Below are 19,150 nucleotides of genomic sequence, written 5' to 3' on the forward strand. Positions count from 1 at the left end.
CGCGGCAGAACCTAAGGACCCAATCTTATGAACACCGAAGAGCTTCTTGAATACGACGACCTCGGCGACGCCCTGCGCGAAGGCCGGGCGCTGCGTCCGGCGCAGGGGTATCGCTTCCTCCTCGCGCAGGGCGACCTCAACTTCCAGTCCCGTCAGGTGAGCGACCCCGTGCCGCTCGGCCGTCAGTTGCTCGAGGCCGGCGCCCTGGACCCGCGGGACGGCTACAGCCTGTTCGCGATCCTGCCCTCGGGCGACTTCGAGGACGTGCGGCTGAACGAGCCCTTCGACCTGCGCGAGCACGGCGCCGAGCGGTTCGTCGCCTTCCTGACGGATCGCGACTTCAAGCTCACCTTGAACGACGACGAGTTGCGCTGGGGCAAGCCGGTCATCAGCGGCACGGTGCTCTACGGGCTCGCCAAGCCGGGCGAGGGGGAAGGCGTTTTCCTCGAGGTCCCCGGCGGCGAAGATCGCCTGATCGAGCGTGGCGAGCTGATCGATCTGGCCGAGCCCGGCATCGAGCGGTTCATCACCGCGCGGCTGACGTTCGAGATCATCGTCAATTCGCGGCCGCGCACGGTGAGCGCCCGCACGGTCACGTTCGAGCAGATCGTCCAGCTCGCTTTCCCGGGCCAGCACGAGCCGAACGTCGTCTTCTCGATGACCTACCGGCACGCGGCGTCGACGCCGCACGCGGGCGAACTCGGGGCTGGCGGCTCGGTCGACGTCAAGAAGAAAGGCACGGTGTTCAATGTCACGCGAACTGTTCAGTCGTAATCCCGACCTCAAGCGGCTGCGGGACGAAGGCTACTTCGTCCTGCGGCAGGGCGGGCATCTCGTCATGCGGGAGGTGCCCTATGTCGATGCGCGTCGCGAGGTGCGCATCGGCACCCTCATCTCGAGCCTCACGCTGGCCGGCGATGCGACGCGCAGGCCCGACACCCATGTCGTCCATTGGGACGGCGACTTTCCGTGCCGCGCCGATGGGACGCCTATCCAGGGGATCTCGCATCAGGCCGGGGCCTTCGACCTCGGCCACGGTCTGAAAGCCACGCACAGCTTCTCGAGCAAGCCGGATGGCGGCTACACGGACTACCACCACAAGATGACGAGCTACGCGAACATCATCGCGGGCCCGGCCGCGGTGCTGAAGCCCGGCATGACCCCCCGCACCTTCCGCGAGCCGGAAGAGGAGGAGGACAGCGTGTTCAACTATGTCGAGACCGCCTCCGACCGTGTCGGTATCGGCATCCTGACCGAGCGGCTCGTCAACGAGCGGGTCGCCATCATCGGCGGCGGCGGCACCGGCGGCTACATCCTGGACTTCGTCGCCAAGACGCCGGTCCGCGAGATTCGGCTCTTCGACAGCGACGAGTTCCTAACCCACAACGCTTTTCGGGCGCCGGGCGCGCCGACCCTGGAGGAACTGCGCGAGGCGCCGAAGAAGGTCGACTATCTGAAGCGCATCTACAGCCGGATGCACCGCAACATCGTGGCGCACGATGTCGAGCTCGGAGCCGACAACGTGCACCTTCTCGACGGCGTCACCTTCGCGTTCCTGTCGCTCGACGCCGGCGAAGCGAAGCGGTTGATCGTCGAGAAGCTTGAGGCGATCGGCGCCGCGTTCGTCGATGTCGGCATGGGCCTCGAGCTCGACGAGGGGTCGCTCGGCGGTATCCTGCGGGTGACCGCCAGCACGCCGGAGAAGCGGGATCATGCTCGCCAGCGCATCTCCTTCGTCGGCGGCGGCGCCAAGGACATCTACGCCTCCAACATCCAGGTCGCGGACCTCAACGCCCTGAATGCGGTCCTCGCGGTCGTCAAGTGGAAGAAGATCCGCGGCTTCTACCGTGATCTCGAGGGCGAGCATCACTGCACCTACACGACTGACGGCAACATGCTGATCAACGGAGACCTCGGGTGATACGGCACAAGCGACTCGAGCATCGTTTCGTCGAGCACATCCCGGAGCGCGTTGAGCCAGGCATTCTCTATGTCTCAATGGAATATGCGACATCGGCCCACAGCTGCTGCTGCGGTTGCGGCGAGGAGGTCGTGGCGCCCTTCACGCCGACGGACTGGAAGATGACCTTCGACGGCGAGACCATCTCGCTGCGCCCGTCGATCGGCAATTGGACGCTGAAGTGCCGGTCACATTATGTGATCGACCGCGGCAAGGTGGTCGAAGCCGGCCCTTGGAGCGACGAGCAGGTCGAAGCCGAGCGCCGTCGGGATCGCACCGCCAAAGCGCGCTTCTACGGGGAGTCGCCGAAGGTCGAACCTTCGGAACAGCCTGCTACGCCCAGGGAGGAACCGGGCTTCTGGCGCCGTGTCTGGGCCCGGATATCCGGCGGATCGTAGACGACAAGCCCGGCGGTCACGCGCCGCCTGGCTCGTCAGACTTCGGTGCTGCGGGGCTGGGGCTCGGGTAGAAGGTTGCGATCCAGCGCAGCTTGAGCTTGGCGAAGGCGAGCCGGCTCGGAAGGCCCTGCGGCCAGTCGGCCGGAAAGAAGAGGTTGAGCTGTTCGCCAACCTGGATCGCGAGGCGGCCCATTTCGGAGACGACGGCTTCCAAGGTCGTCGTCTCCATGAACGGACCGATGACCGCGTCGCCGTCGCGCTGCGGTCGCATCATGAAGGCAGACTTCATGGTGGGATGGCCGGCGAGCTCGGAGAACATTTCGTACATCGCGAAGCGCTTTTTGTCGGTGAAGCCGTCGCGGGCGTCGAGGGCCTCGCGAACCTTCACCGGTCCGAAGTCCCTTAGGCGGGCCCTTTTGTCGGCGAAGCGCCAGCGCTCGATCAGGGTCCGGTCGCCGGCGAAATAGTCGATCAGAAAGACCGTCTCCAACACGTCACGCAGGATGAGCGCGCTGTTTTGGCCGTAGCCCGATAGAGCAAGCTTCACGCTCGCGCCGAAGGCATTGAAGGTGCGCATCCCGAGCAATTGGATGACCTTGAGGTCCTCGTCGGCGGTTTCGAATTGGCGCAGGACATCTGCGAGATCCATGGCCGCTTCGGTGATGGCCAGGTGCAGCCCCAGGCGCCCGTCGCCGGCGACGAGGCCGATCGCCTTGCCGCGCAGGAATTCTTCGCCAGCATGAAGGCTGGCGAGGTTTGGCGGGATGGCGTCGTCGTTGGTGTCAGGCATGGACAACTCCGGCCGTCGGGGGCGTGCGTCGGCGCTCTTATCCGTCAGCGAGCGCGCCGTGCCGTTCCAGCACCTTCATGAGCACATCGTTCGCGGTGCTGAAATTGCTGAGCTGGCCTTGCAGCTTGTACTGCCACTTTACCCCGTGGAAGAGGTTGTTGCGGTAGCGGAAGACGATGATGAGGACGGCCGTGACGCGGCTGCATGGGTCGTTGTCGCCGCCGTCGATCACGGCGCGCACCAAGGCCTCTCGGTCGGAATTCCTGAAATGCAGATGGTCGAAGTGATAGGTGAAGGCGCCATCGGCGTAATAGCGTTGCCGGAAATAGGCGAGTTCGGCGTCGAAGGCGTCAGCGTCGAGCATCCCGGCGTTCTGCCAAGCCTCGACCGTGTCGCAGATCGCCTTGACATTGCCCTGGGTGTTGAGGACCCGCGACTCGAACAGGCTCCAGAGTAGCGCGAAGTCAGTAATCGCGGCCTGCTCGTCTTTGGCGAGATGATTGAATCCGGGCGCATTCGCCTGCAGCCATTTCATGCTCTTGGTCATGGCTGGTCTTATCGCAATATTGCAGGATCGTGTAGAGAGCGGCGGCTTGATACAACAGGCATAGAGCGTCGCGGCATCGATGCCGATCCCGACGATTTGCTGCGGACCGGACTCGAAACCGGCTAGTGGATGGGCTTAGCGCACCGAGCCATTACGCCGCTGCCTTCTCGTCACCATCTCGGACCTTTGCTGGCCATGTGTCCTTCCACATCGCCGCAGCCAGAGGCGTTTGCCTATCCGCTCATTCGCTTTGCATCAAGTCACCCGACCCGGGGAGTAGATCCGGAAGGGGGAGAGACGTTGAGTGCATGGTGAGTACGAACGTCCTGTGCTATGAACGGTGACGGTCTTTTCTCGCATCGGCGCGCAGTGCCCTGAATGGTTGATGGCGCGAAAAAATTGACCGATCGTTGTCGATAGACGATGAAACCGCGCTAAATCCAAATCGCGCGAATTTTCCTTTGAAATCAAAAGCGAAGAATTTTGACGGCTCGACGGTCGGGTTTTGACCGTCAGAAGAAAGATTTTGCGCTTATAAATCAGCGCGTTACGATGGTTTGAGAGAATCGAGTGGGAGTGACCGTACGCAGGTCACAGTGGTGACGGGTTGTGCGCGTTTTCGTAACTTCTCCTGACCAGTTTCGTGCTCCCTGCAGTCAGCGCGCCAACGCGCCTCAGTCAGCCGGAAGTGGACCAACGGCAATTACTCGGCATCCGATCGATACAGGCGTCCACCTAACGCGCCGCCGGTCTCATCGGCGCGCGGTGTCCCGGGTTTGCGAGGGCTACCGCGCGTGATGGACACGCTCATCGCCACCCTGGATGGCTGGGTCCGCGCCGGCGCGGGCTGGGCCCCGGCGGCGGTCTTCATCATCACCTTCCTGGAATCGCTGCCCGGCATCAGCCTGCTGGTGCCGGCGACCGCTCTGCTCGTCGCCATCGGGGCGCTTCTCGGCACCGGCACGCTAGAGCCGGGACCGATCGTGATCGCCGCGATTACGGGTGCGATCGCCGGTGACGCCGTCGGATTCTGGGTCTCCCGCGCGGTGGGACCGCGCGTGGTGCGCCGCTGGCTGCCGCGCAGCCAGAGGCGCGCCTATGCCCGCGCACTGCTGCTGTTTCGCCGGTGGGGCTGGGCCGCCGTGTTCTTCGGCCGGTTCCTCGGCCCGGTGCGGGCGGTGGCGCCGCTGATGGCGGGCGTCGCGCGCATGCGGGAGCGGCATTTCCAGGCCGCCAACATCGCCTCCGCCGTTGTCTGGGTACCGCTGATGCTGTTGCCCGGCTACGCCGCCGCGCGCGGCGTGGAGGAGATGGCGGCCAGCGACAATCCGCTGCTGTTGGGCGGAACGCTGCTCCTTTTGACAGCGGCGGCTTGGTTCGTCTGGCGTCGGTTTCTCCAGCGCCGCAGCGCAGCCCTTCCGGACCCTGGGGCCAATTTTACCGTGCCTGGTCGCGAGAGGCAGGGCCCGGCACAAGTAGACCCCGGAGGTGACCGCATCACCAAGCATCCGGACGGCGCGGTGAGGCAAGGACCTCGCTTCCCTCGGTCGTCGTGACGCTTTGTCGTCGAGCTGGATGCGTTGTCGTCGGAGCTGTCGTTCCAGCCCGCCGGATGGGCAGTTTCTGCGCGCGCAAGTCCCGCGGTCGCCGATCGACGGCCGCGGGTGCGCGCGTCAGCGGCGCCGGGTGAGGATCATGCCCCCGTGGTGCAGCGTGTCCGCGTCGACGAAGACGCCGTCGGCGGTGAAGCCGGTGTCGTCCCAGTAGAAGATCTCCGTGCCGGTGACCTCGTAGCGCCCCTGGTAGGCGCTCTCCCGGCTGCCGCGCGCCTCGTCGTAGCGGCCGTTCGGCAGGAGCTCGTGGCGGATGCGGCCGTCGGCCGTGACCCACATGCCGACATAGGGGTGGGGCTGGAGTTGGGACTTGGGGTGGTCCTGCCGCTCGGCGGCGGATGCTTCGGGGTCGGTGGTCATCTGGGCCTGTGACTGTGGGATGAGCGCGAATGCGGTGGCTGTCGCGACCGCGAGTGCGAGGCTGCGGAGCGCCGTCATGGCGTCGCCCTCCCGTCTCCCATGGCCGCAGCGCGCCGTTCGGCGAAGAGCTCGGAGAGGGTCTGCGAGGCGGCGATGGCGCGGGGGAAGCCGGCCGGCACGGTGATCATGTAGACGACCTCCTTCAGCTCCTCCTCGCTCACGCCGACATTGAGGGCGTAGCCGGCGTGGACCTTGACGAACGGCGTCAGGCCGAGGGACGCGAACGCGGCAACCGCCGCCAACTGGCGCGTGCGGTCGTCGAGGCCCGGGCGGGACCAGACGTCGCCGAGCGCATAGGCCTCGGTGGCGTCCGCGAGGAAGGGGAACTCCCGCCGCATCTCCTCGAGCACGGGCTGGGACTGGCCGTGGTTGAGCGAGCGGACGACGGCGTCGCCGCGCTGGCGCCGTTCATCTGTCGTCTCGGCGAAGGCGGGCGCGGGCAGGGCGGCGAAGGCCAGGACGGCTGCGGCCGTGCGCAGCGAAGACTGCCTTGGAAGGGTCATGGCTGAGCTCCTCAGGTGCTGGCGGTGGGGCGGACGACGATCTCGCTGACGTCGACATCGTCGGGCTGCTCGATCGCGTAGCGGACGGCGCGGGCAATCGCGTCCGGCTGGAGCGCGATGGCGCGGTAGCTTTTCATGGCGGCCGCGGCGGTCGGGTCGGTGATCGTGTCGGCGAGCTCGCTTTCGACCACGCCCGGGTGAACGCAGGTGACGCGGATGCGCTCGTTCTCCTGCCGCAGCCCCTCCGACAGGGCGCGGACCGCGTACTTGGTGGCGCAGTAGACGGCGGCCGTCGGGACGACGCGCAGGGCGCCGATCGAGGCGATGTTGACGATGTGGCCGGAGCCTCGCGCCGTCATCTCCGCGAGCACGGCGGCGACGCCGTAGAGCACCCCCTTGATGTTGACGTCGACCATGCGCTCCCACTCCTCGACCTTGAGGGACGCCATCGGCGAGAGCGGCATGACGCCGGCATTGTTGACGATCACGTCGATGCCGCCGAACCGCTCGCGGGCCGCATCCGCGAAGGCGGCGACGTCGGCGCGGTCGGTAACGTCGAGGCGGCGAACCAGCACGTCGCCGCCGATCTCGGCCGCCAGCGCCTCGAGGCGATCGGTGCGGCGGGCGCCCAGCGCCAGTCTGGCGCCGGCGCGGCCGAGCTCGCGGGCGATCGCCGCGCCGATGCCGCTGGAGGCGCCCGTGATGAGGACAGTCTTGTCGAGGGTCATGAGGGGGTCCTTCCTCGGTTGGTGCTTGCCAAGAGGATGGGCCTGCCTGATTGTCGAGAATAGTCGCCGAGCGCTGTTCAGACAGGGAAGTTCAGCTAACCAATGGTGCCGGATCTCAACGCGCTCGCCGTCTTCGTCCTTGTCGCCGAGGAGAAGAGCTTCCGCGCGGCGGCGGACCGGCTGGGGGTGACGCGGTCGGCGGTGAGCCAGACGATGCGGCGGCTAGAGGAGAGCCTCGGCATCGCGCTCGTGCAGCGCACGACGCGCAGCGTCAGCCTGACCGAGGCCGGCGAGCGACTGCTCGCGGAGATCGCGCCGGCGGTCGCCGACATGCGCTCCGCGCTTGAGGGGCTCGAGGGGCTGAAGGGTCGCCCGCGCGGCCGGCTGCGGCTGGCGGTTTCGTCGATCGCCGAGCGGTTTCTCTCCGGCCCCTTCCTGGCAGCCTTCGCCGAAAGCCATCCCGAGGTGGCGCTCGATATCACCGTCACGGACGAGGCATTCGACATCGTCGCCGAGGGGTTCGATGCGGGTGTCCGGCTGGGCGAGGTGATCGAGCAGGACATGATCGCGGTGCCGGTGGCGGGCGAGGAGCGGCAACTCGCCGTCTGCGCGCCGTCCTACCGGGCCCGCTTCGGGGTGCCGTCACACCCGGCGGAGCTCGCCAGGCACGCCTGCATCGGCTGGCGGCCGACGCCGAAGGGGGCGCCCTATCGCTGGGAGTTCGCCGAGAACGGCCGGGACTTCAGCGTCGATGTCGCGCCGCGCTTCACCACCAACGACATGGCACTGATGATCAAGCTCGCGACGGCCGGCGCGGGCATCACCTTCGGCATGGAGGAGAGCTTCCGCCCGGCGCTCGACCGGGGCGAACTGGAGCGGATCCTCGAGGACTACCTGCCGACCTTTCCCGGCTTCTACCTCTACTATCCGAGCCGCAGGAACGTCGCGCCGAAGCTGCGGGCCCTCATCGATCATCTACAGCGCCGCGGCGGAGCGCGATCGGAGGCGGGCTGACCGGCGCTCCGCCAGCCAGTGCGCGAATCCCTTCTCGACCTCGACGATCACCAGCATCACCACGCCGACGCCGATGATGGCGAGGCCATCTGCGAGCGAGATCGGGCGGCTGCCGAAGACGGCCTGAAACGGCGGCAGATAGGTGAAGGCGAACTGCGCGACGATGACGATGCCGACCCCGATCAGGACGGCGCGGGTTCCGAGCACGCCGGTCCAGGTGAGCGACGTCCCGTGCACGTAGCGGACGCTGAAGAGGTAAAAGATCTCCATCACCACGATCGCATTCACCGCCATCGTGCGGGCCGTCTCCAGCGGCAGCTCGCGCGACAGCGCCCAGACGAAGATGCCGAAGGTGCCGACGACCATCAGCCCCGAGACGAAGAGGATCCGCCACAGCAGCCGGCCCGAGAGGATCGCGGTTCCGGAGGGGCGGGCCGGGCGGCGCATCGCCCCCGGCTCGGTCGGCTCGAAGGCGAGCGTCAGCCCGAGCGCGACGGCCGTGACCATGTTGATCCACAGGATCTGCACCGGCGTCACCGGCAGGGTCAGGCCGAACAGGATGGCGAGGATGATGGTGAAGGCCTCGCCGCCATTGGTCGGCAGCGTCCAGGCGATCACCTTGGTGAGGTTGTCGTAGACGGTGCGGCCCTCGCGGACGGCGGCGACGATCGAGGCGAAATTGTCGTCGGCGAGCACCATCTCGCTCGCTTCCTTGGCGGCCTCCGTGCCCTTGCCGCCCATGGCGACGCCGACATCGGCGCGCTTCAGGGCCGGGGCGTCGTTGACGCCGTCGCCCGTCATGGCGATGACGGAGCCGTCACGCTGCAGCGACTCCACCAGTCGCAGCTTGTGCTCGGGGCTGGTGCGGGCGAACACCACCGCCTGCTGGGCGAGGTGGTGGAAGCCGTCGCCGTCCGCAGCGTCGAGGTCTTGGCCAGTTACCGCCTTGGGGTCTGTGGCGAGGCCCAGCTGGATGGCGATGGCGCGGGCCGTGGCGGCGTGGTCGCCGGTGATCATCTTCACCCGGATCCCGGCGGCCTTGCATTCGGCGATGGCGGCGATCGCTTCGGGGCGCGGCGGGTCGATCAGTCCGACGAGGCCGAGCAGCGTCAGGCCACCGTCCACGTCCGCTGTCTGGAGAGCGCGGGCATCCGGGGAAAGGCTGCGGCGGGCGACGGCAATGACGCGCTGGCCGTCCTTCGCCAGCGCCTCGACCCGGCGGTGCCACGCGGACGCCTCGATGGGCTGTTCGCCGTCGAGCGCCGCCACGGACGCACACATGGCGAGCACGCGCTCCGGCGCGCCCTTCACATAGGCGACCGGCGCCCGGCCGTCGCGTCGATGCAGCGTCGCCATGTAGCGGTGGCGGGAATCGAAGGGGATCTCGTCGAGCCGGACGAAACTGCCGCGCGCCGCTACAGCGTCGTGGCCCGCCTTCACCGCCAGCGACACCAGCGCGCCCTCCATCGGGTCGCCATCGACGATCCAGGGGCCCGTGCTCGCGTCGCCGCTGTCGCGCAACTGGGCATCGTTGCAGAGCAGGCTCGCCAGCGTCAGTTCCTCCAGCACGGAGTCGGAGGCCGGATCGAGGCGCTCGCCCGCGGTGTGGAAGGCGCCGTGAGGGGCGTAGCCGGTGCCGTCGATCTCGATGGCGCGGTCGGCGGTGACGACCCGACCCACCATCATCTCGTTGCGGGTGAGGGTCCCGGTCTTGTCGGAGCAGATCACCGAGACCGAACCCAGTGTCTCGACGGCCGGCAGCCGACGGATGATGGCGTTGCGGCGGGCCATGCGCTGCACGCCGACGGCGAGCGCGATCGTCATGACCGCCGGAAGGCCTTCCGGGATGGCCGCCACGGCGAGACCGACCACGGCCATGAAGGCATCGTCCAGCCCGTAGGTCTGCACGAACACGGCGTAGGCGAACACCAGGGCCGAAATCGCCAGGACCGCCACGGTGATCTGGCGGGCGAACTGGTCCATCTGCCGGACCAGTGGTGTGGCGAGTTGCTCCACCGCGCCGATCAGGGCGCTGATCCGCCCGAGTTCGGTCTCGGCGCCCGTCGACACCACCACGCCAGTCGCCTGACCGGCGGTGACGAAGGTGCCGGAGAATGCCATCGACAGGCGGTCACCCAGGGACGCGACCTCTGCAACCGCTGCCGTATGCTTGTCGACGGGGACTGATTCGCCGGTGAGGATCGCCTCGTCGATCCGCAGGTTGCGCGCGCGGACGAGGCGCACGTCCGCCGGCACGCGGTCGCCTGCCTCCAGCAGGACGATGTCTCCCGGCACGACGGCATCGGCGCCGATCGTCAGGCGCCGTCCGTCGCGGACGACGGAGGCGTGCGGGTCGATCATGCCGCGGATCGCCTCGAGCGCCTTCTCGGCGCGTCCCTCCTGAACGAAGCCGATGATCGCGTTGAGGATCACCACAGCGAGGACCACCAGCGCGTCGGTCGGGTGGCCGATGGCGGCGGCGAGGGCGGCGGCGGCCAGCAGCACGTAGATCAGGAGATTGTGGAACTGCAGCAGGAAGCGGACGAGGGCGGACCGACGCGGACCTTGCGGCAGGAGATTGCGGCCATATTGCTCGATTCGGCGAGAGGCCTCGCCGTCCGACAGGCCTTCGACCCGCGAATGCAGCGTTTCCAGCGCCTGTTGCGACGCCATCGCGTGCCAGGGGGGGACTTCTGCCTCGGGCGATCCATCCGTCGGAACCGCTGCGGAGGTGGCATGGCGCATGGCGTCGCGTCTCCCTGCGATTGATCTGGGCGGGCCGCCGGCGAGCAGTGCCGCCCCGGCGCGGAAGCTAACGTGATGGCCGCCGACGATGATTGATCGACATCAACGCCGACTGGTCGCGCCGTAAAAGTGACGTTCGACGGGTGCCGGCGTCCTCCGACTCCACCCTATCAGTATCCATGCGACGATGTCGGCCCATCGCGACGGAAGGTCCGGGCTTTTCGGATGTGCGATCGGGAACATGGCGCGGCGGATGGTACGTGTTCCAGTCTCGACGAAACAGGCGCTGGCGATATTCTGTCGGAGCCGGCGGTATTTTTGGCATCGGCGTTGCAGGCTGTCTGCGGCGCACGTCGTCTGCGGCACCACCTGTCGATTGCGGGACGTCTGCAACGGGCCTAGAGGATTCGCCTCCAGGGGGAGCGCCGATGGCCGACGATCACGAGGGTCCCACCCGTCCGCTGCGGTCCGCGCGCTGGTTCGCGCCGGACGATCTGCGCAGCTTCGGCCACCGCTCGCGCCTGATGCAACTCGGCTATGCCGAGGAGGACTTCCTCGGCCGGCCGGTGATCGGGATCCTCAACACCTGGTCCGAACTCAACTCCTGCCACGGCCACTTCCGTGAGCGCGCGCAGGATGTGAAGCGCGGCGTGCTGCAGGCCGGTGGCTTTCCGCTCGAGATGCCGGCGCTGTCGGTCGACGAGAGCTTCACCAAGCCGACCTCGATGCTCTACCGCAACATGCTGGCGATGGAGACGGAGGAGATGATCCGCTCCCATCCCTTCGATGGCGTCGTGCTGATGGGAGGCTGCGACAAGACCACGCCCGGGCTGGTGATGGGCGCGCTCAGCGCCGGCGTCCCGATGATCTTCCTGCCGGCCGGGCCGATGCTGCGCGGCAACTACGCCGGCAAGCCGCTCGGCTCCGGCTCCGACGCCTGGAAATACTGGGACGAGCGGCGCGCCGGAAACGTCTCCGATGCGGAGTGGACCGGCATCCAGGGCGGCATCGCCCGCTCCGCCGGCGTCTGCATGACGATGGGGACCGCCTCCACCATGACGGCGATCGCCGAGGCGCTCGGGCTGTCGCTGCCGGGCGCCTCGTCGATCCCCGCCGTCGATGCGAACCACCAGCGCATGGCGGCGGCGTGCGGGCGGCGCATCGTCGAGATGGTCGGCGAGGCCCTGACGCCCGGCCGCATCGTCACCGCCGCGGCGGTCCGCAATGCGGCGATCGTCGCGATGGCGACGGGGTGCTCGACGAACGCCGTGGTGCACCTCATCGCCATGGCGCGGCGGGCCGGCGTGCCCCTGACGCTCGACGATCTCGACGCCCTCGGCCGAGTCACGCCGCTGATCGCCAACGTCCGGCCGGCCGGCAAGGACTACCTGATGGAGGATTTCTACTACGCCGGCGGGCTCAGGGCGCTGATGGCGGAGATCCGCGAGTTGCTCGATGTCTCGGCCCTGACGGTCACCGGACGTTCGGTCGGCGAGAACCTCGAGGGTGCCCGCGTCTTCAACGCCGACGTCATCCGGCCGCTGTCGAACCCCGTCTACCGCGAAGGCTCGCTCGCCGTGCTGCGCGGGAACCTGTGCCCGGACGGGTCGGTGATGAAGCCGGCGGCGTGCGATCCGCGCTTCTACCGCCACGAGGGGCCGGCGCTCGTCTTCGACAGCTATCCGGCGATGAAGGCGGCGATCGACGACGAGGCGCTCGACGTCACCCCCGACCACGTGCTCGTGCTGCGCAACGCCGGCCCTCTCGGCGGTCCGGGCTTCCCGGAGTGGGGGATGCTGCCGATCCCAAAGGCCCTCATCAAGCAGGGCCACCGCGACATGCTTCGCCTCTCGGACGCGCGCATGTCCGGCACGTCCTACGGGGCGTGTGTGCTGCACGTCGCGCCGGAGGCCTATGTCGGCGGCCCGCTGGCGCTTCTGCGGACGGGCGACATCGTCCGCCTCGATCTGGCGGCGCGCCGTCTCGACATGCTGGTCGCCGAGGACGAGCTGGCGCGCCGGCGGGCCGCCTGGGCGCCGCCAACGCCCCGCTTCGAGCGCGGCTGGGGCTGGATGTTCTCCCGCCACGTCACGCAGGCAGACAAGGGCTGTGACTTCGACTTCCTGGAGCGCGACTTCGGTGCTGCCGCCGGCGAGCCGGACATCTACTGAGGGCGTCGCGCGGGTCGCGGTGAGGAGAGGGGGCGGGGCTCAGTCGGTCCGCAGCCCCTGGAAGGCGAAGAACGTGCCGCGCTTCTCGCCGTCGGCCAGCACGAGGCGGCCGAGCAGGCGATCGACACGGGCAGGGCGCTGTTCGCCGGCGAACAGGCCGTCGACGTTGAACAGCGTCTTCACCCCGCTGCCGGGCGGATCCTCGATCGACAGGCTGCCACTGGCGCGACAGCTGCCTTCCTGCGGAAACAGCGGGCCCTCGATGCTGATCTGCGGGGCGGTCAGTGAGTCCGCCTGGCAGGACTGGCGGTCGATCCAGCCCTTTGCGATGCGGACCTCGCAGTAGATCGGCGCCTTGGCGGCATTGATGACGAGCAGCCATGTGCCGTCGGCGGAGCGGGCCTCGCACGACTGCGCTGCCTCGACTGACGCGATCGGCAGCGCCAGCGCGAACATCAGGGTCGGGACAGCCGCTCCGATCCGCACCGACTCACGCCTCCTCCCCGACCTCGCCATCGTCCGATACGTGGTCCCCGCACCGCACGCAACCTCCGGAGGCTGCCGTTCGGACGACGAGGTAAACCGGGCCGACCGATGCCCCCGGACGATCACCGGGTGATGACGATCCGGGTGTTGCGGGGGCCGTAGGACGACACGAGCTGAAACAGCGTCGCGGCGTTGCCGGGCGCGAGCCGCACGCAGCCGTGCGAAGCGGGGCGACCCAGCGACTTCAGGGCATTGGTGCCGTGGATGGCGTAGCCGCCGCGGAAGAAGATCGAGTGCGGCATCGGGGAGTTGTTGTACTTGCGGGAGTACCAGCGCCGATGCAGCCGGGTCGGGCGATAGCTGCCGGTGGGCGTGACATAGCCACGCCGTGCCGTCGACACCGGCCAGGAATAGGCGGGCTTACCGGCGATCGAGACGTACATCCGCTGTTCCGAAAGGTCGATGCGTGCCACCACGCTCCCTGCCGAGGCGGATGACGCGGCGATGAAGCATCCGATCGCCAGCGTCAGCAGCGTCGAGACGGCCAGTCTGAGCATCGCTCCCCCTCCCGCGTTTCCCCCGTAATCGGTTCTTGCTCAGGAGCTTAGTCGTGGTGGCGGCGCGTTGCCATTGCCGTGAGGACCGCTGCGGGCGCCAAACCCTTGCGAGCGGTCAACAATTGGTGATGCGTGCGGGGGGGCGGACGGCAGGCCCGGCGACGGCGCGACCGTTGGACGCCTCGCCGCCGGCGCCGGAATGGTTAAGGTGCGCCGCATCGCATTCGCGATCCGGAGATGTCCGCATGCTCGTCCTCGTGCTCGGGCTCGTCATCTTTCTCGGCAGCCACCTGCTGCCGACGGCACCGGCGTTGCACGACCGGCTGGTCGCCCGCTTCGGCGTCAACACCTACAAGCTCGCATACTCCGCCGTGGCCCTCGTCGGGCTCGTCCTCGTGATCTGGGGCTACGGGCTGGCGCGGGCGGAGGGGCCGGCGATCCTCTACGATCCGCCGACCTGGCTGCGGCACGTCACGCTGCTCCTGATGGTGCCGGTGTTCGTGCTGGCGGTGGCGGCCTATCTGCCCGGCCGCATCAGCGCCGCCGTCCGCCATCCGTTGATTACGGCGGTGAAGCTGTGGGCGTTCGCGCACCTGCTCGCCAACGGCGACGTGGCCTCGGTGCTTCTGTTCGCGAGCTTTCTCGCGTGGGGCGTGATCGATCGAATCTCGCTGAAGCGGCGGGAAGCGGCGGCGCGCGTGGCGGTGCCGCGGGGCCCCATCCGCAACGATTTCATCGCGCTCGGCGCCGGGCTCCTTCTTTATGCCGCCTTCGTGGCGAAGCTGCACGCGTGGCTGATCGGGGTGCCGGTCGTCTGAGTCGTGCGCCGGCCGTTGCCGTGCCGCTTGGCTCGGTGACCCGAACCCTGTAAGCCGACGACACTTCGCGCCGTTCTGCGCCGTCCCTTCGGGCGACGGGGCAGGGGCGTGCGTCGTGTGCGGCCAGCTTCGTCGAGACGGGATCGAATGTCGGATATCTTCCACGAGGCCGAGCGCGACTATAAGCGCGAGCAGATGAAGAAGCTCTGGGAGCGCTTCGGCATCGTCGTGATTGCGATCGCGGTGCTGATCATCGCGGGCACCGCCGGCTGGCGCGGCTATCTCCACTGGCAGCAGTCGCAGGCGAACGAGTCCGGCGATCTGTTCTTCTCAGCCCTCGAACTCGCCCAGCAGGAAGACCATGCCGGCGCGGCGACCGCGCTGGCGAGCCTCGCCGAGAGCGGGCCGGCGGGCTACAAGCTGCTCGCCCGCTTCCGTGCGGCCAGCGAGTTTGCCCAGGCGGATGATCGCGCCGCCGGCATCGCGGCCTTCGACGCCATCGCCGCCGACAGCGCCGTGCCGACGCTCTATCGCAACCTCGCCCGAGTGCGGGCCGGCTATCTCGCCCTCGATGACGGCGACCGTGCCGCCGTCGACGAGCGCGTCGCGGCTCTGGCAGTGGGAGAGGGGCCGTGGCGGCAGGCGGCGCGTGAAGTCGCCGGTCTCGCCGCCTACTCGGCCGGTGATCTTGCCGCGGCCGAAGGCTATTTCCGACAGATCGCGGACGACCGGGCGGCGACGGGCGAGTTCCAGAACCGCGCCCAGTTGATGCTGTCGCTGATCCAGAGCGCAAAGCCGCCGGCCGCCGCAAGCGGTGGAGATCCCTCTTGAGTGCTTCCCCGTTCGCCGGCGCCCTCGCGCGCATCGTCGCCGTCGCGCTGTGTGCCGGTGTGGTCACTGGCTGCGAGACCGTGTCGGACGCCGTCTATACGTTCAATCCCTTCGCGGAGAAGGACAAGATCCTTCCCGGCACTCGCACCGCCGTCTTCAACGACGAAGGCTCCGCGGCGCTGGTGCAGCCGGAAGGCGGCTCGCGTGCAGCCTCGATCGGGCCGGCCCAGGCCTATGCCGACTGGTCGCAGCCCGGCGGCAACGCCGCCAACGACCCCGGCAACATCGCTTATGACGGCAGCGCGGCCCGGGTCTGGAGCACCTCCGTCGGCGGTGGTGGTGGCTCTGGCCTCGGCAACTTCGCTGGTGGCAAAGGGCTGCGCATCTCGGCCCGCCCGGTCGCGGCCGGTGGACGCCTCTACGTCTATTCTCCTGGTGCCGTCGTCACCTCGCTGTCTCTCTCGGGTGGTGGACGTGGCTGGACGGTGACGTTGCGGCCCGAGGGCGAGCGCGGCATCGCCACCGGCGGCGGCGTCTCCTACGACCAGGGCCGCGTCTATGTCGGCACCGCCTACGGCGCGCTGACGGCGCTCGACGCCGGCTCGGGCTCGCAGGTGTGGACGAAGGAGCTCGAGGCGCCCGCCCGCGGCGCGCCCACCGCCGCGAACGGCAAGGTGTTCGTCGTCACCCAGACGAACGTCGTCTTCGCGGTCAACCAGTCCGATGGTGCCGAGCTCTGGTCCTATCGCGGCATTCCCGAGACCGCCGGCCTCCTCGCCAACGCCTCGCCGGCCGTCGTCGGCGACACGGTGGTCGTGCCCTATACGTCCGGTGAGGTGATCGCCTTCAACGCCACCACCGGCGAGCCGAAGTGGTCGGATGCGGTGACGCGGGCGACGCGCACGATGGCGCTGTCCTCCATCAACGACCTGTCGGCGAGCCCGGTGGTGAGCGGCGGCGTCGTCTTCGCCTCCGGCGTTGCAGGCCGCACCATTGCCATCGACCTCTCCACCGGCGCCCGCAAGTGGGAGCAGGACGTCGGCAGCGCCCACACGCCGATCGTGTCCGGCAATGCGCTGTTCCTGGTCGACCTCGACGACCGGGTGGTGGCGCTCGACCGCAACACCGGCGCGCCGCTGTGGTCGACGCAGCTGCCGATCGTCAGGACGCGCAAGGAGCGGACGAACTGGGCGGGGCCGGTGCTGGCGGGCGGATCGCTTTGGTTCGTCTCCAGCGATTCCAAGCTCGCCTCGGTCGATGCCTCGTCCGGCCAGATCACCAGCACGCGGTCGATCGGCGAGCCCGCCTACATTTCGCCGATCGCGGCCTCCGGGCTGATGATCACCGTGTCGGAGAATGGCACGATCTCCGCGTATCGCTGACGCGGGGGAAACGCGAATGCAGCTCAGGGTCGCCATCGTCGGCCGGCCGAATGTCGGCAAGTCGACCCTCTTCAACCGTCTGGTCGGGCGCAAGATCGCGCTCGTCGACGACACGCCGGGCGTGACGCGCGACCGGCGCGAGGGCAACGCCCGACTGTCGGGCATGCGGTTCGTCGCCATCGACACCGCCGGCCTCGACGACGTCGACGCCGAGAGCCTCGCCGGCCGGATGCGCGCGCAGACGGAAGCCGCGATCCGCGAGGCGGACGTCGTACTGTTCGTCATCGACGCCCGCGCCGGCGTGACGCCGCTCGACGAGCATTTTGCCGAGCTCGTGCGCCGTACCGATCGCCCGGTCATCCTCGTCGCCAACAAGTCCGAAGGCCGCGCTGGCGAATCCGGCGCGCTGGAGGCCTATTCGCTCGGCCTCGGCGACCCCGTGCAGGTCTCGGCCGAGCACGGCGAGGGCATGGCGGACCTGCACACCGTGCTGGCGCGCTTCGAGCCGCCGGAGGAGCCGGACCTCGAGGACGACGCTGCGGCGGTCGTGGAGGAGCCCGACGACGACGGCGAGGACGATACGCCGACGATCGACACGCGGCCCCTGAAGCTCGCCATCGTCGGCCGTCCCAACGCCGGCAAGTCGACGCTGATCAACGCGCTGCTCGGCGAGGAGCGCCTCTTGACCGGTCCCGAGGCCGGCATCACCCGCGACGCGATCACCGTGCCGTGGACCTGGCGCGACCGCCGGGTCGACCTCGTCGACACCGCCGGCCTGCGCCGCAAGGCGAAGGTCGAGGGCAAGCTCGAGCGCCTCTCCGTCGGCGAGACGCTGCGCTCGATCCGCTTCGCCGAGGTTGTCGTGCTGACGCTCGATGCGACGCAGCCCTTCGAGAAGCAGGACTTGCAGATCGCCGACCTTGTCGAGCGCGAGGGGCGGGCGATCATCGTCGTGGCCGACAAGTGGGATCTCGTCGAGGACCGCAACGCGACGCTGCGGGCGCTGCGCGAGATGTCCGACCGGCTGCTGCCGCAGCTTCGCGGCGTCACCATCGTGCCGGTCTCGGGTCTGATCGGCACCGGCCTCGACAAGATGATGCAGGCGGCGTTCGCGGCGCGCGACAGCTGGAGCCGGCGCATCTCGACGGGCCGGCTCAACCGCTGGCTCGGCACCGTCATCGAGCATCACCCGCCGCCGGCGGTGTCGGGGCGGCGCATCAAGCTGCGCTACATGACGCAGGTGAAGAGCCGGCCGCCGCACTTCGTGGTGTTCTGCTCGCGGCCGGAGGCGCTGCCGGACGCCTACATGCGCTACCTGGTGAATGGCCTGCGCGAGCGCTTCGAGCTGCCGGGCGTGCCGATCCGCTTCTCGCTGCGCAAGGGCGACAACCCCTTCGCCGACAAGGACTAGGTCAGGCGAGCGTGGCAGGGGGCTGGAACGCCTTCAGCGACCGGCTCGGATGGTCGTAGAGGACGCCGGAGACGGTGCACTCCGGCGCCAGCAGGTCGAGGATCGGCGCCGCCACGTCTTCCGGCGGCGGCAGCGTCGCGGGGTCCTCGCCGGGCATCGCCTGGGCGCGCATCTTCGTGCGCATGGCGCCCGGATTGACGAGGTTCGCCTTGATCGGCGTGTGCGCGGTCTCGGCGGCGTAGGTGCGCACGATCATCTCGAGGGCGAGCTTCGAGGTCGCGTAGAGGCCCCAGTAGGGCCGGCTGCGCTGCGAAGCCGTGGACGACAGGAACACCGCCCGGCCCGCCTCCGACTGGCGCAGCAGCGGGTCCAGCGAGCGGATCAGCCGCCAGTTGGCGGTGACGTTCACCGCCATCACCTCGTCGAACACCTTCGGATCGATGTGGCCGATTGGCGACAGCGGGCCGAGCACGCCGGCATTGCCGACGAGGATGTCGAGACGTCCCCAGCGCTCGTGGATCGAGAGGCCGAGGCGGTCGAGGGCGGGCATGTCCTTGAGGTCGACGGGCACCAGCGTCGCCGCCGCGCCGCCGGCGGCACGGATCTCGTCGTCGAGTTCCTCCAGCGCCCCGGCCGTGCGCGACAGCGCGATGACGTGGGCGCCGGCGGCCCCCAGCGCGAGCGCCAGGGCACGGCCGATGCCGCGCGAGGCACCGGTGACGAGGGCGATGCGCCCCTCGAAGCGAGGATCCATCCGGCGTGTCCGTTGCTGTCGG

At 68.7% G+C, this 19,150-nt stretch carries 19 protein-coding genes; 10 read left to right on the plus strand and 9 right to left on the minus strand.

Going from position 1 to position 19,150, the window contains the following annotated elements; genetic code table 11:
* Window positions 1–27: 27 nt before the first annotated feature.
* From RUR49_RS02905 to RUR49_RS02915, 3 genes are read left to right on the plus strand one after another with little or no spacing between them, the layout of a single operon-like run.
* Window positions 28–774 carry a multiubiquitin domain-containing protein gene (locus RUR49_RS02905; protein WP_024924734.1) on the plus strand — a complete coding sequence of 249 codons (747 nt, stop codon included), beginning with the start codon at window positions 28–30 and terminating at the stop codon, window positions 772–774.
* Window positions 749–1,921 (plus strand): ThiF family adenylyltransferase, encoded by a 1,173-nt coding sequence (locus tag RUR49_RS02910; RefSeq protein ID WP_024924735.1) that lies wholly within the window; start codon window positions 749–751, stop codon window positions 1,919–1,921. Before RUR49_RS02905 ends, RUR49_RS02910 begins: the two co-directional genes overlap by 26 nt.
* Complete coding sequence (locus RUR49_RS02915) at window positions 1,918–2,358, plus strand: DUF6527 family protein (RefSeq protein WP_024924736.1); 441 nt, start codon at window positions 1,918–1,920, stop codon at window positions 2,356–2,358. Before RUR49_RS02910 ends, RUR49_RS02915 begins: the two co-directional genes overlap by 4 nt.
* 16 nt (window positions 2,359–2,374) lie before the next feature.
* On the opposite strand, the gene RUR49_RS02920 is transcribed toward RUR49_RS02915, so the two are convergent.
* Window positions 2,375–3,148 (minus strand): hypothetical protein, encoded by a 774-nt coding sequence (locus tag RUR49_RS02920; protein WP_024924737.1) that lies wholly within the window; start codon window positions 3,146–3,148, stop codon window positions 2,375–2,377.
* Between the two features lie 37 nt (window positions 3,149–3,185).
* On the minus strand, window positions 3,186–3,695 hold the full coding sequence (locus RUR49_RS02925) for a hypothetical protein (RefSeq protein WP_193364978.1): 510 nt from the start codon (window positions 3,693–3,695) through the stop codon (window positions 3,186–3,188).
* A 797-nt stretch (window positions 3,696–4,492) separates the two neighbouring features.
* Between RUR49_RS02925 and RUR49_RS02930 the strand changes: the two genes are divergently transcribed.
* Window positions 4,493–5,251, plus strand: coding sequence for a DedA family protein (locus RUR49_RS02930; protein ID WP_409144790.1), 759 nt, complete (start codon window positions 4,493–4,495; stop codon window positions 5,249–5,251).
* A 117-nt stretch (window positions 5,252–5,368) separates the two neighbouring features.
* On the opposite strand, the gene RUR49_RS02935 is transcribed toward RUR49_RS02930, so the two are convergent.
* The 3 genes from RUR49_RS02935 to RUR49_RS02945 are packed head-to-tail and all read right to left on the minus strand — an operon-like array spanning window position 5,369 to window position 6,959.
* Window positions 5,369–5,746 carry an Atu4866 domain-containing protein gene (locus RUR49_RS02935; RefSeq protein WP_409144791.1) on the minus strand — a complete coding sequence of 126 codons (378 nt, stop codon included), beginning with the start codon at window positions 5,744–5,746 and terminating at the stop codon, window positions 5,369–5,371.
* Window positions 5,743–6,231, minus strand: a complete 489-nt coding sequence (locus RUR49_RS02940; RefSeq protein ID WP_409144792.1) for a carboxymuconolactone decarboxylase family protein — start codon at window positions 6,229–6,231, stop codon at window positions 5,743–5,745. Before RUR49_RS02940 ends, RUR49_RS02935 begins: the two co-directional genes overlap by 4 nt.
* 11 nt (window positions 6,232–6,242) lie before the next feature.
* Window positions 6,243–6,959, minus strand: a complete 717-nt coding sequence (locus RUR49_RS02945) for an SDR family oxidoreductase (protein ID WP_409144793.1) — start codon at window positions 6,957–6,959, stop codon at window positions 6,243–6,245.
* Window positions 6,960–7,061: 102 nt separating this feature from the next.
* Between RUR49_RS02945 and RUR49_RS02950 the strand changes: the two genes are divergently transcribed.
* The gene (locus RUR49_RS02950; RefSeq protein ID WP_409144794.1) at window positions 7,062–7,973 is read left to right on the plus strand and encodes a LysR family transcriptional regulator; all 912 of its coding nucleotides are present in this window, start codon (window positions 7,062–7,064) and stop codon (window positions 7,971–7,973) included.
* On the opposite strand, the gene RUR49_RS02955 is transcribed toward RUR49_RS02950, so the two are convergent.
* Window positions 7,935–10,718 (minus strand): cation-transporting P-type ATPase, encoded by a 2,784-nt coding sequence (locus RUR49_RS02955; protein WP_409144795.1) that lies wholly within the window; start codon window positions 10,716–10,718, stop codon window positions 7,935–7,937. The genes RUR49_RS02950 and RUR49_RS02955 overlap by 39 nt on opposite strands.
* A 428-nt stretch (window positions 10,719–11,146) precedes the next feature.
* Between RUR49_RS02955 and araD the strand changes: the two genes are divergently transcribed.
* A complete protein-coding gene (araD, locus tag RUR49_RS02960; protein ID WP_409144796.1) occupies window positions 11,147–12,889 on the plus strand; it encodes an L-arabinonate dehydratase in 1,743 nt (580 codons plus the stop codon).
* A gap of 39 nt (window positions 12,890–12,928) precedes the next feature.
* Here araD and RUR49_RS02965 read toward each other — a convergent pair whose 3' ends face one another.
* The gene (locus RUR49_RS02965; RefSeq protein ID WP_409144797.1) at window positions 12,929–13,375 is read right to left on the minus strand and encodes a hypothetical protein; all 447 of its coding nucleotides are present in this window, start codon (window positions 13,373–13,375) and stop codon (window positions 12,929–12,931) included.
* Window positions 13,376–13,497: 122 nt separating this feature from the next.
* Window positions 13,498–13,932: a L,D-transpeptidase gene (locus RUR49_RS02970; protein WP_409144798.1), complete on the minus strand. Its 435-nt coding sequence runs from the start codon at window positions 13,930–13,932 to the stop codon at window positions 13,498–13,500.
* A 245-nt stretch (window positions 13,933–14,177) separates the two neighbouring features.
* Here RUR49_RS02970 and RUR49_RS02975 point away from each other — a divergent pair, with 245 nt between their 5' ends.
* From RUR49_RS02975 to der, 4 genes are all read left to right on the plus strand, one after another.
* Window positions 14,178–14,750, plus strand: coding sequence for an NnrU family protein (locus RUR49_RS02975; protein WP_409144799.1), 573 nt, complete (start codon window positions 14,178–14,180; stop codon window positions 14,748–14,750).
* Between the two features lie 147 nt (window positions 14,751–14,897).
* Window positions 14,898–15,581 (plus strand): tetratricopeptide repeat protein, encoded by a 684-nt coding sequence (locus RUR49_RS02980; protein WP_409144800.1) that lies wholly within the window; start codon window positions 14,898–14,900, stop codon window positions 15,579–15,581.
* On the plus strand, window positions 15,578–16,963 hold the full coding sequence (locus RUR49_RS02985; RefSeq protein WP_409144801.1) for a PQQ-binding-like beta-propeller repeat protein: 1,386 nt from the start codon (window positions 15,578–15,580) through the stop codon (window positions 16,961–16,963). Before RUR49_RS02980 ends, RUR49_RS02985 begins: the two co-directional genes overlap by 4 nt.
* Window positions 16,964–16,979: 16 nt before the next feature.
* Window positions 16,980–18,374 (plus strand): ribosome biogenesis GTPase Der, encoded by a 1,395-nt coding sequence (gene der / locus RUR49_RS02990; RefSeq protein ID WP_409144802.1) that lies wholly within the window; start codon window positions 16,980–16,982, stop codon window positions 18,372–18,374.
* A 1-nt stretch (window position 18,375) separates the two neighbouring features.
* Here the strand turns inward: der and RUR49_RS02995 are convergent, their stop codons facing one another.
* Window positions 18,376–19,128 (minus strand): SDR family NAD(P)-dependent oxidoreductase, encoded by a 753-nt coding sequence (locus RUR49_RS02995; RefSeq protein WP_409144803.1) that lies wholly within the window; start codon window positions 19,126–19,128, stop codon window positions 18,376–18,378.
* Window positions 19,129–19,150 lie beyond the last annotated feature (22 nt).

Origin of the sequence: Pseudoxanthobacter sp. M-2, from assembly GCF_046156265.1 — a bacterium.
GTDB lineage: Bacteria > Pseudomonadota > Alphaproteobacteria > Rhizobiales > Segnochrobactraceae > CAMDHY01.